This is a genomic window from Pseudomonas sp. FSL R10-2189 (assembly GCF_009600325.1).
GTDB classification, from domain to species: Bacteria; Pseudomonadota; Gammaproteobacteria; order Pseudomonadales; family Pseudomonadaceae; genus Aquipseudomonas; species Aquipseudomonas helleri.
The window spans coordinates 356,866-374,842 of sequence record NZ_WIVZ01000001.1 but is presented as its reverse complement, the minus strand read 5'-3'; the positions used below and the strand labels follow the sequence as shown (position 1 = coordinate 374,842).

Annotated in this window: 20 protein-coding genes; 13 read left to right on the top strand and 7 right to left on the bottom strand. The window is 58.4% G+C overall.

Features of this window, described 5'->3' with window-relative positions:
- The first annotated feature begins 109 nt into the window (after positions 1-109).
- From GHO32_RS01695 to GHO32_RS01670, 6 genes are all read left to right on the top strand, one after another.
- Positions 110-2,014, top strand: coding sequence for an ATP-binding protein (locus GHO32_RS01695; protein ID WP_153333752.1), 1,905 nt, complete (start codon positions 110-112; stop codon positions 2,012-2,014).
- A complete protein-coding gene (locus tag GHO32_RS01690) occupies positions 2,011-3,336 on the top strand; it encodes a sigma-54 dependent transcriptional regulator (protein WP_153333750.1) in 1,326 nt (441 codons plus the stop codon). The genes GHO32_RS01695 and GHO32_RS01690 overlap by 4 nt, the downstream gene beginning before the upstream one ends.
- 8 nt (positions 3,337-3,344) lie before the next feature.
- The gene (locus GHO32_RS01685) at positions 3,345-3,671 is read left to right on the top strand and encodes a GlpM family protein (RefSeq protein WP_368668314.1); all 327 of its coding nucleotides are present in this window, start codon (positions 3,345-3,347) and stop codon (positions 3,669-3,671) included.
- A gap of 401 nt (positions 3,672-4,072) precedes the next feature.
- Positions 4,073-4,993 carry an arginase gene (locus GHO32_RS01680; protein WP_153333746.1) on the top strand — a complete coding sequence of 307 codons (921 nt, stop codon included), beginning with the start codon at positions 4,073-4,075 and terminating at the stop codon, positions 4,991-4,993.
- Positions 4,990-5,364 carry an EamA family transporter gene (locus GHO32_RS01675; protein WP_323370802.1) on the top strand — a complete coding sequence of 125 codons (375 nt, stop codon included), beginning with the start codon at positions 4,990-4,992 and terminating at the stop codon, positions 5,362-5,364. Before GHO32_RS01680 ends, GHO32_RS01675 begins: the two co-directional genes overlap by 4 nt.
- Before the next feature lie 29 nt (positions 5,365-5,393).
- On the top strand, positions 5,394-5,795 hold the full coding sequence (locus GHO32_RS01670) for an EamA family transporter (protein WP_153333821.1): 402 nt from the start codon (positions 5,394-5,396) through the stop codon (positions 5,793-5,795).
- 107 nt (positions 5,796-5,902) lie between these two features.
- Here GHO32_RS01670 and GHO32_RS01665 read toward each other — a convergent pair whose 3' ends face one another.
- Positions 5,903-6,661, bottom strand: coding sequence for a MipA/OmpV family protein (locus GHO32_RS01665; protein ID WP_153333744.1), 759 nt, complete (start codon positions 6,659-6,661; stop codon positions 5,903-5,905).
- A gap of 226 nt (positions 6,662-6,887) precedes the next feature.
- On the opposite strand from GHO32_RS01665, the gene GHO32_RS01660 reads away from it, so the two are divergent.
- From GHO32_RS01660 to metR, 7 genes are all read left to right on the top strand, one after another.
- A complete protein-coding gene (locus GHO32_RS01660) occupies positions 6,888-7,583 on the top strand; it encodes an MtnX-like HAD-IB family phosphatase (protein ID WP_048385988.1) in 696 nt (231 codons plus the stop codon).
- Entirely contained in the window at positions 7,576-8,970 is a 1,395-nt protein-coding gene (locus GHO32_RS01655) for an aspartate aminotransferase family protein (RefSeq protein ID WP_153327219.1), read from the top strand. Before GHO32_RS01660 ends, GHO32_RS01655 begins: the two co-directional genes overlap by 8 nt.
- The gene (locus tag GHO32_RS01650; protein ID WP_123751457.1) at positions 8,967-9,833 is read left to right on the top strand and encodes a carboxylesterase; all 867 of its coding nucleotides are present in this window, start codon (positions 8,967-8,969) and stop codon (positions 9,831-9,833) included. The genes GHO32_RS01655 and GHO32_RS01650 overlap by 4 nt, the downstream gene beginning before the upstream one ends.
- 15 nt (positions 9,834-9,848) lie before the next feature.
- Positions 9,849-10,973 carry a GNAT family N-acetyltransferase gene (locus GHO32_RS01645; protein WP_153333742.1) on the top strand — a complete coding sequence of 375 codons (1,125 nt, stop codon included), beginning with the start codon at positions 9,849-9,851 and terminating at the stop codon, positions 10,971-10,973.
- Positions 10,973-12,736 carry a HAMP domain-containing sensor histidine kinase gene (locus GHO32_RS01640; protein ID WP_153337852.1) on the top strand — a complete coding sequence of 588 codons (1,764 nt, stop codon included), beginning with the start codon at positions 10,973-10,975 and terminating at the stop codon, positions 12,734-12,736. The genes GHO32_RS01645 and GHO32_RS01640 overlap by 1 nt, the downstream gene beginning before the upstream one ends.
- On the top strand, positions 12,733-14,124 hold the full coding sequence (locus tag GHO32_RS01635) for a sigma-54 dependent transcriptional regulator (RefSeq protein WP_153333738.1): 1,392 nt from the start codon (positions 12,733-12,735) through the stop codon (positions 14,122-14,124). Before GHO32_RS01640 ends, GHO32_RS01635 begins: the two co-directional genes overlap by 4 nt.
- 149 nt (positions 14,125-14,273) lie before the next feature.
- Positions 14,274-15,191: a transcriptional regulator MetR gene (metR, locus tag GHO32_RS01630; RefSeq protein WP_048385979.1), complete on the top strand. Its 918-nt coding sequence runs from the start codon at positions 14,274-14,276 to the stop codon at positions 15,189-15,191.
- Positions 15,192-15,207: 16 nt separating this feature from the next.
- Here metR and GHO32_RS01625 read toward each other — a convergent pair whose 3' ends face one another.
- The 6 genes from GHO32_RS01625 to GHO32_RS01600 form a co-directional block, all read right to left on the bottom strand.
- Complete coding sequence (locus tag GHO32_RS01625; RefSeq protein ID WP_153333736.1) at positions 15,208-15,717, bottom strand: GNAT family N-acetyltransferase; 510 nt, start codon at positions 15,715-15,717, stop codon at positions 15,208-15,210.
- A gap of 15 nt (positions 15,718-15,732) precedes the next feature.
- Positions 15,733-16,371, bottom strand: coding sequence for a LysE family translocator (locus GHO32_RS01620; protein WP_153333734.1), 639 nt, complete (start codon positions 16,369-16,371; stop codon positions 15,733-15,735).
- 21 nt (positions 16,372-16,392) lie between these two features.
- Complete coding sequence (locus tag GHO32_RS01615) at positions 16,393-16,797, bottom strand: NUDIX domain-containing protein (RefSeq protein WP_123751477.1); 405 nt, start codon at positions 16,795-16,797, stop codon at positions 16,393-16,395.
- Positions 16,798-16,927: 130 nt separating this feature from the next.
- Entirely contained in the window at positions 16,928-17,233 is a 306-nt protein-coding gene (locus GHO32_RS01610) for a HigA family addiction module antitoxin (protein WP_048367001.1), read from the bottom strand.
- An 8-nt stretch (positions 17,234-17,241) separates the two neighbouring features.
- Positions 17,242-17,520 carry a type II toxin-antitoxin system RelE/ParE family toxin gene (locus tag GHO32_RS01605; protein ID WP_153333732.1) on the bottom strand — a complete coding sequence of 93 codons (279 nt, stop codon included), beginning with the start codon at positions 17,518-17,520 and terminating at the stop codon, positions 17,242-17,244.
- Positions 17,521-17,684: 164 nt separating this feature from the next.
- Positions 17,685-17,954 carry a type B 50S ribosomal protein L31 gene (locus GHO32_RS01600; RefSeq protein WP_048367004.1) on the bottom strand — a complete coding sequence of 90 codons (270 nt, stop codon included), beginning with the start codon at positions 17,952-17,954 and terminating at the stop codon, positions 17,685-17,687.
- Positions 17,955-17,977: the final 23 nt, after the last annotated feature.

The window sequence follows — 17,977 nt, the reverse complement described above, 5'->3', positions numbered from 1 at the left end:
CCTTCGCTTTTAATAGAGCCGGGGCTGCGATGCAGCCCATCGCAGCCTACGGCAGCGGCTACATGTCCGTAATACATTAGTGCGCAGTGGTTGACCCAAGGCATCTGTGATGAAATGCGACCCCAACCTTTATCGCGGTGCCCCGCCCTCACTTGCCGTGAAACCACGTCTGCTTCGTCACTTGCTGCTGCCGCCGCTGATTATCCTGATGATGATCGGGTTAGGTTATGCGGGTTACCGCATCAGTGAACATTTTGGCATCACCACCCTGAGCGAAAGCGGTGAGCGCCAGCTTGAACTGCACGCGCGCACCGTCGAAAGCGAACTCAGCAAATACACTTACCTGCCCAGCCTCCTTGAGCTGGAGTCCAGTGTGTCCACATTACTGGCTGACCCGAGCGTGCAAAACCGGGTCGCCGTCAATCAATACCTCGAAGGCTTGAACCGCCGCAGCCGCAGCCGGGCCATTTATGTGCTCGACACCACCGGTCGGGTCGTTGCCACCAGTAACTGGCGGGATATCGACAGTTACCTGGGTGAGGACTTGTCTTTCCGCGCCTATTTTCAGGACGCGGTACGCGGTCAGCCCGGGCGTTTCTATGGCATCGGCAGCACCACGGGCGAGCCCGGTTATTACCTGGCCCATGGCCTGGAAGAACAAGGCAAGATTATTGGCGTCGCGGTGATCAAAGTGCGTCTCGAAGCGCTTGAAGAACGCTGGCAACGCGCCCGCCTCGAAGCCTACGTGAGTGATGAAAACGGCATCATTATCCTGTCCAGCGATCCAAGCCGACGGCTCAAGTCGGTACGCCCGCTGACCGCTGACATCAAAGAGAAGTTAGCCCGCAGCCTGCAGTACTACTGGTGGCCGCTGATCGAACTCGAACCCCTTGAGCGCGAGCATCTGGGCGATGGCATTGAAAAAGTCACCTTTACCGCCAACAGCGAAGTGGTGACCGACGACAAAGAAGTCAGTTACCTGGCCCAGACTCGCAGGCTTAACGACACGCCGTGGGACATCACCCTGCTGACGCCCTTGCAGGACCTGCGCCGCGAAGCTGCCAACCAGGGCATGCTGCTGGCAGGCGCGTTTGCACTGCTGGCCATTCTGCTGATTGCCTGGAATGAACGGCGCAAAGTCATCGCCACCCGGCTGGCAGCCCGTGAGGCCTTACAAGAGGCCAATAGCCAGCTGGAACGCAAAATCACTGAGCGCACAGCCCACTTGCGCGCCAGTAACGAACGCCTCAAAGGCCAGATTCGCGAGCGGCGCCAGGCCGAAGAAACCCTGCGCCGTGCCCAGGACGAACTGGTCCAGGCCGGAAAACTGGCGGCCATCGGGCAAATGTCCACCAGCATTGCCCATGAACTGAACCAGCCCCTGGCGGCCCTGCGCACCCTGTCCGGCAATACCGTGCGTTTTCTGGAGCGCGGCGACCTGACCGTTGCGGCCAACAACCTCAGCACCATTAATAACCTGGTTGACCGCATGGGCCGCATCACCGCCAACCTGCGCTCGTTTGCCCGACGCGGCGACGATCATGGCCAGGCCAACCTGAACAAAGCGGTCGAAGCCGTATTGCAACTGCTCGTCAGCCGTCTTGAAGGCTCCGGCATTGAACTGCATCGACACTTCAGCGATGCCGCCCTCAAAATCGATCAAACCCGACTTGAGCAGATCCTGCTCAATTTGATCGGCAACGCCCTCGACGCTCTTCAGGAACAGCCAACGGCTCCACAGCTATGGCTTGAGGGCGAGCACAGTGACGGCAAATACCGATTGCGTGTGCGCGACAACGGCCCGGGTATTGATCCCGAAAACCGTAAGCATCTGTTTGAACCGTTTTTCACCACCAAACCCGGCGAACAAGGCCTGGGCCTTGGCTTGACGCTGTCTGCCAGCCTCGCCGCAGCGGCGGGCGGCAACCTTAGTGTCGAGTTCCCGCAGACCGGTGGTGTTGCGTTTGTCCTCCTTTTACCGCTGGTGCAACCCGCTAAGGCCGAGCCGATATGAACCACGAGCTGACCGTCCTGATTGTTGAAGATGACCCTCACGTACTCTTGGGATGCCAACAGGCGCTCGCACTGGAAGACATTCACAGCGAAGGCGTCAGCAGCGCCGAACAGGCGCTGGAACGGGTAGGTGATAACTTCCCCGGCATCGTCATCAGTGACATTCGCTTACCAGGCATCGATGGCCTGGAGCTGCTCAAACGCCTTAAGGCCCGCGACCGCAGCCTGCCGGTGGTGTTGATTACCGGGCATGGCGATATTTCCATTGCCGTGGGCGCAATGCGCGACGGCGCCTATGACTTCATGGAGAAGCCGTTCTCCCCGGAACGGCTGGTCGATGTCGCACGCAGAGCGCTGGAGCAACGCAGCCTGGCCCGTGAAGTGTGGTCGCTGCGCCGGCAACTGGCCGAGCGCGACTCGCTTGAGGGACGTATCATCGGCCGCTCCCCGGCCATGCAGCAATTGCGCGAATTGATCGCGAACGTCGCCGATACGTCAGCCAACGTGCTGATTGAAGGCGAAACCGGCACCGGCAAAGAATTGGTCGCCCGTTGCCTGCACGACTTCAGCCGCCGCCAGCCCCGGCAATTTGTCGCGCTTAACTGCGGCGGGCTTCCGGAAAACCTCTTTGAAAGCGAAATCTTCGGTCACGAAGCCAATGCCTTTACCGGTGCTGGAAAACGCCGGATTGGCAAAATCGAGCACGCTAACGGCGGCACGCTGTTTCTCGACGAAGTCGAAAGCATGCCGCTCAACCTGCAAATCAAATTGCTGCGGGTGTTGCAGGAGCGGACCCTGGAACGCCTGGGCTCGAACCAGAGCATTGACGTCGATTGCCGGGTCATTGCCGCCACCAAGTCCGACCTTGATCAACTGGGCAAAGCCGGCCAATTTCGCAGCGACCTGTATTACCGTTTGAACGTGGTCACCCTCGAGCTGCCGCCTTTGCGTGAGCGTCGCGAAGACATCCTGCAACTGTTCGAATATTTCCTCCAGCAGTCGTCCCTGCGTTTCGACCGCACCGCGCCAGAGCTGGACAATCAAACCTTGTCCAACCTCATGAGCCATGACTGGCCGGGTAACGTGCGCGAACTGCGCAACGTGGCCGAGCGCTTTGCCCTGGGCCTGCCCGCGTTTAAAAAGCCCGGCAGCAATGCCTCGCAAGGGTTGGGCTTTTCCGAGGCCGTCGAAGCCTTCGAACGGACCTTGCTCAGCGATGCCTTGCAACGCAGCGGTGGCAACTTGACGCAAGCCAGCCAGGAACTGGGCATGGCCAAAACCACGTTATTCGACAAAGTTAAAAAATACGGGCTCGCACACTGATGGATCTGATTCTTAAAGCGGCATTAGGGGCAGCGGTCGTCATCATCCTGGCGATCCTGGCCAAAACCAAAAACTACTACATTGCAGGGCTGGTGCCGCTGTTCCCGACCTTCGCCTTGATCGCCCACTACATCGTCGGCAAAGGACGCTCGTTAGACGACCTGAAGACCACCATCGTGTTCGGCATGTGGTCGATCATTCCGTACTTCGTTTACCTGGCCGCTTTGTACGTGCTGGTAGACCGATTGCGTCTTGAAGCTTCGCTGGCATTGGCAGCAGTGGCCTGGCTGATAGCTGCCACCGTGCTGGTGAGCGTTTGGGTACGGTTGCACTGACACACATTACCTGCAGGAAGGGCCACCCCGTCTTCGACGCCGCGCTGTCGCGCAGCAAACAGGCCACCGAATATCTTCAGCATCCCCCAATCGGTTCCCTCTCCTTCGGGAGAGGGCTAGGGTGAGAGGGCTCTTGTACTTCTGTACATATCCATTGCTGTGGCAACGGCCACTTAGGGTTCCGCCCTTACGGCGCGTCACTTTGCAAAAAGCGTGTAGAGACCGGACACATGGTTGACGGGGCCTTTTAGATCAAGACCTCAAGCCAGATCAAGATCAAAAGATCGCGAGCAAGCTCGCTCCTACAGACGCAGATTGGCAAAGCAGGCACGCACCTTGCATTTACCCTGAAAAGCCCGCCCGGCATAGTCCGGCGGCGATTGAATGGGGTAAATCACACATTGAACATTCTCGATCTCGATCACAGCCTGACCGCTCAAGCGCCTATTGCGCAGCGATTGGCCGATGGCCGCGCAACCCGCCTCGATTTATTGGCCCTGGGCCCAAAATTGCGTCTCTGGTCAACCGAGCGCAATTACCAGCGCTTCGTCAAACAGCTGCAACAACGCCCGAAACCCCGTGCGAACACGCCAGAAATCTTCTTTGTCGGCTCCGGTGACTATCACCATCTCACCCCGGCCCTGCTGGCTGATCTGAGCGAACCGGTGACACTGATTCACTTCGATAACCACCCCGACTGGGTTCGCTTTGCGCCCCGCCGCCATTGCGGGTCGTGGATCAATCGCGCACTGAAACTGCCGAATATCAAACGCATCATCACTCTCGGCCCGTGCAGCGATGACCTGGAGAACCCGCAGTTCAAGGGCGGCAACCTCGGTGCCATACAACGAGGCGACTTGCAGCTCTTCCCTTGGCAACACGCGCCCACCAAAGTCTGGGGGCGGATCGGTGATGCCGCTGGCCATGAACAACGGGAAAACCTCCTGCACTGGCGCAACCTGGCTGATCAGGACTGGCCGACCTTTATCGAGCAACTGACTCTGGGGCTGCCGACAGACGCCATTTGGATCACCATAGACAAAGACGTGCTGGCCAGTGAAGACGCGGCCACCAACTGGGACCAGGGCGGCATGCGCTTGAGCCACTTGTTGCACGCCATCCGCGCCCTCGCCGCGAGCAAGCGTGTACTGGGCATTGATGTGTGCGGCGAGTTTGCCAAAGCCCCGCACAGCAACGTGCTCAAACGCTGGGAGGCCAAGTCCGATCAACCGCCGCCGGAGCGCTGGAGTGACACTGACCTCTTGCGCAACTCAACCACTAACGACGCGCTGATTACGCTGTTTGAGGAGTTGTTCCCGTGACGCTGATTGTGATTTTGCTGGTGGCGTTTTCTATCGTGCTCGATGTCATCGGCCAATTGTGTTTCAAGGTCGGCCTCGACCGTTTGCCTGAGCTCGAAGGCGGTTTTCGCCTCAATGCGTTCTGGGGCCAGGTGTTTAACGCCCCCCTGCTGTGGGCCGGGATCGGCGCCTATGTGATCGAATTTTTTGTCTGGCTCGAAGCCTTGTCACGTGCACCGCTGAGCCTGTTATTCCCCGCCGCTGCGCTGGCGTATTGCGGCGTGGTGTTCGCCGGCAAGGTGTTTTTGGGGGAACACGTCAGCCGTCGGCGCTGGATAGGAACCCTGGTGATCACCCTTGGCGTGATGCTGGTCTGCATCGCCGGAGCTTAAGGAGCTAATGCGTGGAAAAAACTGAACCGATGAACACAACAGCCGACGGCTGGCTGCATGGCCGCTTGGGCACCGTGGTGCTGTGGGCGCTGCTGATCATCCTCGAAAGCGGCGGGCAAATCGCTACCAAAGTCGGCGGCGACCAACTCGGGCAGATGGATTTCACCCTGCAATGGTTGCAAGCGGTCATGACCAACCCGGGTGTTTGGGTTGCTATCGCTTGCTACATCGGGGCCTTTTTTGTGTGGATGCTGATTCTGCGGCGCAGCAGCCTGTCGCTGGCCTTCCCGCTGAGTTCGCTGGTGTTTGTGGGGGTTTTGCTGGGGTCGTGGCTAGGGCTGGGAGAACACATCAGCCTGCTGCACTGGGCGGGCGTGGCGGTGATTATTGTCGGCATTGCGCTGCTGGCCGATGGTGAACCAGAACACTGACTGTAGTCGCTGACGAGGCACGAGGCTGCGATGCAGGCCGCAGGACCGCCGCCTGGAGGTCGCTTCGCAACCTGTCGCAGCCTCGTACCTCGTCAGCGGCTACATGTTTAAAACTTGTAGCTCACCGCTGTCTGTACCGTGCCCTGGTTCACATCGCCTATTTCTTTGACGATGCTGCTGTCGGCCGCCGAGCCGACCAGACGTATCCAGCTCGCGCTGGCCACCAGCGACCAATGTTGCGCCAGCGGGAATTCAAAGTTCTGAGTCAGGGTGACATTCTGGAAACCGCCACTGGCGTTGTACCGCGCAATGCCCGACGCCTGGGCCTCACTGGCATTGACCCCAAAGAAGGTCGACATCTGCCGGCCATCGGCAAAGTGCGCTGACAATTGGCTGCTGCCAATAATCCCGAAGCCCAGCGGATAACCCAACTCGCCGCCCACCTGGCCCAACACACCGCCCTGCCCGCCAGCGGCGCCCACCGTTTGGCCCACTTGCACATATAAACGCCAAAAGTCAGCCGGGCTGTATTGAACAAAGCCGCCCAGTTGCGCCATGTCGGACACATCGCGCAAGCCGCGCAACGAGCCGTTGGCATTACGCCCCGGCAAATAGTTGATAAATGGCCCCGCCGTCCAGCCATTGGCGTTGAGCGCGTTCCAGGTCAGGCCGTCGTCGGTGTCCAGACTGAAATCGCCCCAGTCCACATCAAAATAAGGCAGCGGCACTGTCTGGTAGCGGCTGCCACTCGGGTCGTATGGCTGATAGCCCACCCCTACGCCTGCTTCACCACTCGGGCCATCGGCCGCGTGCGCACCAGCGCTTAGCAGAGTGAACAGCACAAAAGCAGACAAAGGCGTTTTCATAAAACGGGTTCCATAGAAATTCATGCGCGCATCAATCGCTTTTTTGGCCGAACGACGCAAGCACTGATGTTGTTTGTAGCGAGCTACAAAAATTGTAGCTCCACGACGCCAATTTGCTCGCACCCGCCGCCAAGGCCCGCGCCCGCGGGGCTTTGGCAAGTTGGCACAGTCGATGCAATTGCCTGTTCATGCGCAAACAGCGCCTCTCCTCAACAGGACAATGCAGATGATGCAATGGCATATCGTGTGTGATTTCGACGGGACCATTACCCGTACCGACGTCATCGACAACATTCTTCAACGCTTCGCTGACCCTAGCTGGGAGACGATCGAAGAACAATGGGTGCAAGGTGAAATCGGTTCGCGTGAATGCCTGAGCCGCCAGCTGTCGCTGGTCAAAGCCTCGCCAGCCGAATTGCTGGCCTATTTCGATACGGTGGAGATTGACCCGGACTTCCCGGACTTCGTCGATCACGTCATCGGCCTCGGCGCGACCCTGGAAGTGGTCAGCGACGGCATCGAGCAAGGCATCGCGCGCATCCTGGCACGCAATTACGTGACCCTGCTGCCGATCCTCGCCAACCGCTTGCGTCAGGTTGACCAGAACAGCTGGCGCATTGACTTCCCTTACTCCAGCGACGCCTGCCGCGCCGCCTCGGGCAACTGCAAATGCAAGTCCACGCCTAGCGGCAAACGCGTGCTGGTAATTGGCGATGGCCGTTCCGACATGTGCGTGGCCTCGTCCGCCGACTTCGTGTTTGCCAAAGACAGCCTGGCCGACCACTGCGAGCGCAACGGCATCCCGTACGCACGCTTCGACTCTTTCGCTGAACTCCCGGCCTTGCTGGCCAAATTGCCAAGCAACGCCGCTAACGCCCCTCATTATTCTCGTGACCAGCAGGAACTCTTCAATCATGTCTGATATTCGAATCGCTACCGCTGAAGACCAGATTCTTCTGGAAAAAGAAGCCAAGTACTGCTCGTACGGCGATACCGTTCACTACATCGAGCCACCACGTATTTTCAGCCGCTGCGAAGGCTCCTACGTTTGGGACACCGAAGACCAGGCCTACCTCGACCTGCAAATGTGGTACTCGGCGGTTAACTTCGGTTACGCCAACCCGCGCCTGAACAACGCGCTGAAACAACAGATCGACACCCTGCCGCAGATCGCTAGCCAATACCTGCACAAAGGCAAGATCGAGCTGTCGGAACGCATCGCAGTCGACGCCAAAAACAAGTTCGGCCTCGACGGTCGCGTGCACTTCAACGTCGGCGGTTCGCAGTCCATCGAAGACTCCCTCAAAGTAGTGCGTAACGCCAGCAACGGCAAAAGCCTGATGTTCGCCTTCGAAGGCGGCTACCACGGCCGTACCCTGGGCGCGTCCTCGATCACCTCGAGCTACCGCTACCGTCGCCGCTACGGTCACTTCGGTGAGCGTGCCAACTTCATCCCGTTCCCGTACCACTTCCGCGGCCCTAAAGGCATGACCAAAGAAGAATACGGCAGCCACTGCGTACAGCAATTCGCCCGTCTGTTCGAAACTGAATACAACGGCGTGTGGGACCCGAAAGTCGGTCAAAGTGAATACGCAGCGTTCTACGTCGAGCCGATCCAGGGCACCGGCGGCTACGTGATTCCACCGATGAACTTCTACCGCGAACTCAAGCAAGTGCTGGATCAACACGGCATCTTGATGGTGGTCGACGAAATCCAGATGGGCTTCTGGCGTACCGGCAAGCTGTGGTCGATCGAACACTTTGACGTCAAACCTGACGTGATCGTCTTCGGCAAGGCACTGACCAACGGCCTGAACCCGCTGGGCGGCATCTGGGCCCGTGAAGAGCTGATCAACCCTAAGGTATTCCCGCCAGGTTCGACTCACTCCACCTTCGCCTCCAACCCGCTGGGCACCGCCGTGGGCCTGGAAATGTTCAAAATGACCAGCGAAGTCGACTACGGCGCGATGGTCATGGCCAAAGGCAAATACTTCCTGGAAGGCCTGCAAGAGCTGCAAAAACGCTACCCGATCATCGGCGACGTCGACGGTCTGGGCCTGGCCCTGCGCTGCGAAATCTGCGGCCCGGACGGCTTCACGCCAGACAAGGCAACCCTGGACTACATGGTTGAAGAAGGTATGAAGGGCGACATCGAAATCGACGGCAAGCGTCTGGGTCTGATTCTGGACGTGGGCGGCTACTACAAAAACGTCATCACCCTGGCACCGTCGCTGGAAATCAGCTACGAAGAAATCGACCTGGGCCTGGCTCTGCTCGACCGCCTGCTGCACCGGGCGATGAAACGGTGAACGCGTCAGAGATCGATCTGGGCGAAGGCGACGCCGGTTTCGTTCTCGGCACAGGTGAGGTCGGGATCCTGTTGATCCACGGCCTAACCGGCACCCCGACGGAACTCCGTCGGGTGGCCCAGGGCCTGGCCAAAGACGGTACGTGCACCGTGTACGTACCGACCCTGGCCGGGCACTGCGGTGACAACAGCGACCTGCAAGCCACCGGCTGGCAAGACTGGTACGAAGGCGTGCGCAAAACCTTCGCCGGCATTCGCCAACGTCACCAGCAGGTGTTCGTTGGCGGCTTGTCGATGGGCGCCGTGATGTCGATGTACGTGGCCTCCGAACACCCCGGACAGGTCGCCGGTTTGCTGATGTATTCCACCACCTTGCGTTACGACGGCTGGAGCATCAACAAGCTGGCGTTCCTGACCCCGCTGCTGATGGCGATTCCGGGTGGTGTGCACCTGTGCAGCTTTGAAGAAAAACCGCCTTACGGCATCAAGAACGAGCGCTTGCGGGCGATTGTCGAGCGCCAGATGAAAGCCGGCGAAAGCAGCAATGCCGGGTTGCTGACGATGGAAGGCGTGACCGTGCGCGAACTGCACCGGATGAACGCCGTGGTGAAAAAACGCATGCCGTCGATCACCACGCCTGCGCTGGTGTTGCACTCCATCGAAGACGACATCACCAGCCGCTGGAACGCTGATTACGTGGAGCGCCACTTGGGCGGCCAAGTGACCAAAGTGTTGCTCGACAACTGCTACCACATGATCACCGTCGACCTGCAATACCGCCGCGTGATCGAGTTGAGTGCCGCCTTCGTAAAAAAGAACAGCAACGTCACCGCGCAACCGATTGAGTATTTGCAACAAGCCTGACCCCAAGGACGCCTCATGATTACTGCCCACGCCTTTTCATCACTCCAGGCCATCGAGCGCGAGGCCTGGAATGACTGTTTCCCAGGTGCTCTGGAGGATTGGGACTACATCATGGCGGTCGAAAAAGCCGGCATCGAGGGCTTCGAATGGCGTTACCTGACGCTGTTCGAAGGCTCGACCTTGATTGCAGCGGCCACCGCATTCACCACCCGCTATCGGCTCGACACCACGGTTCAAGGCATCGGTAAACGCTTTACCGAGCAATTGAATCGCGTGATGCCCGGGTTGATGCACTTACACTTGTATGCCATCGGCTCGCCGGTGACAGAACAATGCAGCGCGGGCACAGCCAGCCACATTGCCGCCTCCGAACGCCCCGCCCTGCTCGCCCAACTCCTTAAGCTGGCCCACAGCGACGCCGCCCAACTGGGCATCGGCCTGATTGCCGTGAAAGACGTGCCCAGCCACGACAATGACTGGGCGCACAGCTGCAAGGCGGCGGGTTTTCAATCCATGCCCAGCCTGCCCAGCGCCATGCTCCCGGTGCCCTATGGCTCGGTCGACAGCTACCTTGGCTCTCTGGGTAAATCGACGCGCAAAGACATGCGCCGCAAGCTGCGGGCGCCAGAACCGCGGGTGGAATGGCGCAACAATATCGACGACGTCTTGCCCGAGGTCATGCGCTTGTACGAAGCCACCCTCGAACGCAGTGATTTGCAATTTGAACGCTTACCGCCTGCCTATTTCACCGGTATTCTCGAGCAATTGGGTGACCGGGCGCTGTGCGTGTTGTATTGGGTCGACGACCACCTGGTCGCCTTCAACCTGGTGCTGATCGACGAGCATCGGTTGATCGACAAGTTTTTTGGTCATGACCTGACACTCAGCCGCGAGTACAACTTGTATTTCAGGAGTTGGGTAGTGAATGTCGACTACTGTATTCGCAACAACATTGCCTTATACGAATGTGGTCAGGCAGGCTATGCCAGCAAGATTCGCCTGGGTTGCACGTTTCAGAACAACACCCTGTTCTTCCGTCATCGCAACCGCTTGATCAATGGCGTGCTCAAACTGGTCAAACTGTTCATCCGCCCAGACCGCCACGACCCTGCTCTGGCTGCCGCGATAAGCGAGACATAATGCCCATCACGCCTGAATCTTCGCGCAAACCCCAGCCCTTCAAGGTGTCGCGCTGGACGGTGCAGCGCAAATTGGTCCTGGCGTTTTGGCTGGTCAGCGTTGTGCCAACCATGATCGCCGCAGAACTGGCCGCCACCACGCTGTCGCAGATTTTCGACAGCAACGTGCGGGTCTGGCTGCAGGAATCGACCAAAATCGTCAAAGACGAAATCAGCGAGATCCTTCAGGACAACGCCCGCGTCGCCAAGCTGTTCCAGCAATACACCCACCCGCCGTCCTCCAACAAAGCCATTCGCCACGACAAACTCACCGCCGACATTGCCGACGCGATGGGCATTGATGTAGTGGCACTGATTCGCACCAGCGACCATAAAGTGGTGTTCAGCACCGCCAGCGACAACATCGTCGACCAGATCAGCCTGGCCCCCAACGCCGTCTTGCAGACCATCAATGTCGGCGGCGTGCCGACCGGCACCGTGGTGTCGACGTTTCCTACCGCTCAAGACGGCGAGGACTTCCAATTGCTGGTGGCGACCTTCATGGACAGCAGCTTCCTGACCAGCGTGGCCGATGTGCACTCCCTCGACCTGCGCCTGTACCTGTCCAATGCCAATGGCTTTGCCGAGATTTTCTCCAGCCAGCACTTTGATGAACACAAGCCCACGCTCTCTCACAGCATCGAGAAAACCCTGCGCGAGACCAAGCTGCCCAGCGAACAATTCACCAGCCGCTACAGCGGTCTGTACTGGCCCATCCTTAACGACAACGGCGAGTTGCAAGGCGTGATTTACAGCGGCCTGCTGCGCCATTCCAGCCTCGTCGGGCTGGTCAATCAGACCAACCTGTTTGCGCTGATTTTTCTGCTCGGTTCGCTGCTGTCACTGACCGTCGGCTGGCTGGTGTCTGAGCGCCTGACGCGGCCGCTGCGCGCCTTGTCCGAAGGCGTGCGCGCAGTGACAGCGGGGGATTACAACCAGCGCGTCGCGGTGTCGGGGCACGATGAACTGGCCGAGTTGAGCAGCACCTTCAACCACATGACTGCGCGCCTGGGCGAATTACAACACCTCGAAGGCCAACTGCGTCGGCGCGACCGCCTGCATGCCCTGGGCGAAGTGGCCATGGGCCTGGCACACGAGATCCGCAACCCGCTGGGCATCATTAAAACCGCCACCCAGTTGCTGCACCGCCGGGCCGACCTGGGCGAGACCGACAAACGCCATCTGGAGTACGTGGTCAGTGAAGTCACACGCATCAACGAACTGATCACCGAGTTCCTCGACTTCGCCAAACCCAGCGCCCCTGTGCGCTCGCAGCAACTGGCGCGGCCATTGGTCGAAGACATCCTGGGCTTCTGCGAGCCCGAGCTGAAGAGCCACAGCATCGAGGCCCAGATCGACGATCAGGCCCCCGGTGCGACCCTGTATGCCGACGCCCGGCAGTTGAAACAGGCGTGCCTGAATTTGATCATCAATGCCATCGACGCCATGCCTGACGGTGGCTACCTGACCTTGCGCATTGCGCAGGACGACAACGGCGATACCGTGTTGAGCATTATCGATACAGGCCAAGGTATTGAAGCTGACATGATCGAACGCATTTTCACCCCATTTGTTACCACCAAAGCCTCGGGCACCGGCTTGGGCTTGCCCAAAGTCTTTTCGATCCTGGAAAACCATGACGGCCGCGTTGAATGCCTCAGCGAGAAAGACGCAGGCACCACTTTCAACTTGTATATTCCGGCCCACGGAGGGGATGAGTCATGAGCCATAACGTACTGGTAGTCGACGATGAGCCCAAACTCTGTGACCTGCTCAGCTCGGCGCTCACCCAGAACGATGTTCACGTGTTTACCGCTGGCAACGGCCTGCAAGCCCTGGCCATTCTTGAGCAGGAAGACATAGACCTGGTGATCAGCGACTGGCGAATGCCCGGCATGGACGGCCCGCAGTTACTGGCCGAAGTCAAAGTGCGCTACCCGCAATTGCCGGTGATCGTGATGACCGCCTACAGCACGGTGAAAAACGCCGTGCAATCGATGCGTAACGGTGCCTACGACTACATCGCCAAACCCTTCGACATCGACGAGCTCGACATCACTGTCAGCAAAGCCCTTCAATTTCGCGACATCGTGCGTGATAACGCGCGCATGCGCGCCGAACTCGATGAACACCAGCACATAGACAGCCTGGTGGGTGAAAGCCCGAGTTTTCGTCGTGTCCTGCAGGCCATCGACTCGGTGCGCGACAGCAGCGCCACCATCTTGCTGACCGGCGAAAGCGGCACCGGCAAAGAAATGGTCGCCCGCGCCATCCACCGGCATGGCAGCCGGGCAGACAAGCCCTTTGTTGCGGTCAACTGTGCAGCCATTCCAGAAGGGCTGTTGGAAAGCGAGATGTTTGGCCATCGCAAAGGCGCTTTTACGGGCGCGGTGGCCGATCGCGTCGGGCGCTTTATGCAGGCCGACAAAGGCACGTTGTTTCTCGATGAAGTAGGCGACATGCCGCTGGCCTTGCAGGCCAAAATTTTACGCGCGTTGCAAGAACGGGTGATTGAACCCGTAGGCGACCCGCGAGAACGTAAAGTGGACGTGCGGGTGATTGCCGCGACCAACAAAAACCTGCTGGAAGCCGTGGCCAACAAAGAGTTTCGCGAAGACTTGTACTACCGCCTGAATGTCTTCCCGATCCCGCTGCCCGCCTTGCGCGAACGCATTGAAGACATCGGCCCGCTGGCGCGGCACTTTGCCCACAACCTGGGCGCTACCGCAGGTAAACGAATCACCGGTTTTAGCCCGAGCGCCTTGCAGGCAATGACGCAATACAACTGGCCGGGGAACATTCGCGAACTGCAAAACTGCGTTGAACGCGCCACCATCGTGGCCCAGAGCAGCACAATCGAAGACAGTGATTTACCGCCTTACCTGTTCAGTGCCCAACCTTTGCAGAGCAGCACCCTGATGACGCCAGAAGTCAGCGTACCACCGGACCTGGAAGCCGCTCTGGCCGAGGTTGAAAAGGCCTACATCCTGGCCGCCTTGCAACAGGCCCAAGGCGTTCAGGCGGCGGCTGCTCAACTGATTGGTATCTCCGAGCGCAGCTTTTGGTATCGCCTGAAAAAACTCGATATACATGTCGACAAGATTGCCAGGTAAGCGCATGACCTCGCGATCTTTTAATTTTTGAAAGATCGCGAGACAAGCTCGCTCCTACAGGGTAGCCAGTTCAACCATCGACACCCACGGCAACATGAGACAAACTCAACGCTTTCGTGTTGATCATCAAGTTTACTCATGGAGTCACCGTGCTGGAAATTCGTCACCTCAAAACCCTGCACGCTTTACGCGAGTCCGACAGCCTGGTTGAAGCAGCCGAGCGCTTGCACCTGACTCAATCGGCGCTGTCTCATCAATTCAAAGAATTGGAAGAGCGCATGGGCATGCCGCTCTTTGTGCGCAAGACCAAACCCGTGCGGTTCACCAGCGGCGGGTTGCGCCTGCTGCAACTGGCTGACGCCATGCTGCCATTGCTGCGTGCGGCTGAACGCGATATCACGCGGCTGGTGGGCGGCACCGCCGGGCGCTTGCACATGGCGATTGAATGCCACAGTTGCTTCCAGTGGCTGATGCCCACCATCGACCAGTTCCGCGATGCCTGGCCTGAAGTTGAACTCGACCTGGCGTCGGGCTTTGCTTTCGCGCCTCTGCCTGCGTTGGCGCGGGGTGATCTGGACCTGGTGGTGACATCTGACCCGCAAGAAATCGCCGGGCTGACTTACGTGCCGCTGTTTACTTACGAAGCCATGTTAGCGGTGGCCAACCAACATCCGTTGGCCAGCAAGCCGTTTATCGTGCCGGAAGACCTGAGCACAGAAATCCTCATCACCTATCCGGTGGAGCGTGACCGCCTCGACATCTTTACTCGCTTTCTGGAGCCTGCGGATATTGAACCGGCGCACGTGCGGACCTCCGAGCTGACGGTGATGATGATGCAGTTAGTGGCCAGTGGCCGAGGCGTGTGCGGGATGCCGCATTGGGCGCTGCATGAATACAGCTCACGGGGCTATGTGCAGGCCAAGCGCCTGGGTGAGAAAGGCTTGTTCGCCACGCTGTATGCCGCTGTGCGCACCGATATGCTGGATGCGCCTTACATGCGCGACTTCTTGCTGACCGCAAAAGACACGTCGTTCTCGACGCTGGATGGCGTAAGCGCAGTGAAATAAAGCACAGCTCCTGCCCTTATTCCTCGGGCGTCGTCAGACGCCGCATATGCACCCGGTCATAATAGTCGTCGCCAACCCGAATCGCACTGTCTTCCAGCCCCGATTGCTCAAAACCACAACGCCGATACAGTGCCAGCGCCGCCGTGCTGCTGGCACTCACGGTCAGTTCAACCGCTTTGATATCAGGTTCTTGTTCGGCCAGCGACAGCACCGCCTGCACCAGTTGCTCGCCCACCCCTTGCCCGCGAAAGGCGTGGGGTACGTACAGGCCAAACAACGTGGCTTTGTGCTGCGCGTCTTCCCAGGGCTCAAACGCCAATCCGATAATGCCCACCAGTTGCGCGTCAATAAAAGCACCAAACAGGGCGCTTAACTCGTCATCCAATTGCCCTTCCCACCAGCTCAGCGGCAATTTTTCACGGTCAGCAATACTGGACACAAAGGCCTCAGGGTGCAGCGAGTACGCCTCCAGCATCAACTGGCGATAAGCCTTGGCGTAGGAGGGATCAAGCAGTTCAATAGCCATTACGGTGGGTCCCAATCATGCGGTTTTACGTTGTTCCAACAGCAGCCTGATCGCCAGCCCCGCCAATACAAAACCCATCACAAAACGTTGCGCGATCAACCACGTGGGGTTACGCGCAAACCACACGGCGATACCGGAAGCAAACAAGGCGATCAGCAGGTTAACGCTGAAGCTGACAGTGATTTGAGTAAAGCCCAGCACCAGGCTCTGGATAAACACCGAGCCATGCTCAGGGGTGATGAATTGCGGGAATATCGAGAGGTAAAACATCGCCACTTTGGGGTTCAGCACACTGGTCATAAACCCCATCAGCATCAGCTTTGGCGTTGAGTCCGGCGCCAGGTCACGCGCTTCGAACGGCGAGCGCGCCCCAGGTTTCAAGGCTTGCCAGGCCATCCACAACAAGTACAGCGCGCCTGCCCATTTCAACGCCTCATACGCCATCGGCACGGCCAGAAACACGGCTGTCAGGCCCGCTGCCGCAGCAAACATATGCACGAAGAAACCGGCCACTACGCCGACCAGGGAGGTGATCCCCGCTTTACGCCCCTGACAGATCGAACGTGAAATCAGGTAAATCATGTTCGGCCCTGGCGTCAGCACCATCAACAAACAGGCCGCAGCAAAAATCAGCAGATCATGAGCAGGAATCATGGGCAGTCCTTGGGTGTGATATCAGGCCAGCGATTGGCGATAAAACGGCAGGATCAGGTCACGTGTCAAGGGCGCCAGAATCAGATCGCCATCGGCTGCCGGATCAATCCAGCGCACCTCTTCAATCTCGGCGGCCGGGGTGACCGGCTCGTCGATAGTGACCTGGAACAACTCGGCCTCCACGGTATATCCCGGCTCGTTGACGGCGGCTGCCGAAAAGTTACCCAGGTATACGGCGTCCGTGGGCTCAATGATCAGGCCAAGTTCCTCATGCAGCTCACGGGCCAAGGCCTCGGCAGGCTGCTCGCCTGCATCAATCTTGCCACCGGGCTGCATGAAAGCCTGAGTACCGCGCTTGCGTACGAGCAAGGTCTGGCCATTGGGCTCGATCAATAAAGCAGCAGCAATACGGATGGTTTTGGACATGAAAAAAGACGCCTTGAACATAAAGGCGGCAAGGATCACACGAGTCTCAAGTCGACCACAACCGATGCATTGTCGAGCGCTGTATTCAACACACTGAACCGCCTACTGACTGACTGCGGTGTTCTTTTCGTCAGGCGCAATGGACTACTTTCTCGACTTCTCTTTCAATCTGCGCCCCTTTTGCAATTTCAGCGGTGCGCAGGTCGTAAGCTGTTTGCAGATTCAGCCAAAATTGCGCCGACGTGTCCAAGGCGATAGCCAAGCGCAACGCCACATCCGCGCTAATGCCACGACGCATCAATACAATTTCATTCACTGTCGGTGCAGAAACCCGTAAGGCTCGCGCCAGTGCAGCGGCTGTCAGGCCAAGCGGATCCAGATACTCCTCTTTGAGAATCTCTCCGGGATGTATGGGCCGCATGCCGTTTTTAAACATGATTCACCTCAGTGGTAGTCCACAATTTCGACATTTTCCGCGCCGTTGGGGCCCCAAAAAAAACAGATCCGATACTGACCGTTGATTCGAATACTGTATTGGCCTTCTCTATCCCCATACAGTGGCTCTAACCTGTTTCCAGGTGGCGAGCGCAAATCGGCGAGTTCAAGGGCAGCGTCCAGCATGGTCAGTTTTCGCTCAACCACCGAAGCTATTGCGAGCCACCGTCGGGTTCGGCCGGTCTCAAAAAAGATTCTGGTGTCTGCGCATCTGAAGCTTTTTATCATAATTTAACGCTTAACGTTATTCGTTAATAATCACTGTACTCTTAATCCCCCAACACTCGATGTACGAAAAGTCGACCCGCGACAGACGGTCCGCGTAAATAGCAGCCATAAAAAAGGGCCGCCTCATTATCTGAAGCGGCCCTGAGGTAAATCAGCTGGCCTGATTACGCTTCGGCTTTTTTGCCTGAGCCAAAGGTGGCGAAGCGTTTGTTGAACCCGGCGATCCGGCCTTCGGACTGGGTCTTGCGCTGCTGGCCGGTGTACACCGGGTGGGAAGCGCTGGACACGTCAAGGGCCACGTATGGGTAGGTGTTGCCGTCGCTGTGGGTGTGGCTGCGATCGGTGTCGACCGTGGAGCCAATCAGGAAGAAAACGTCAGCGGCGGTGTCGTGAAACAGTACGGTGCGGTAGTCGGGATGGATACCAGGTCTCATAAAGCCTCCGGGGCGTCTGGGTG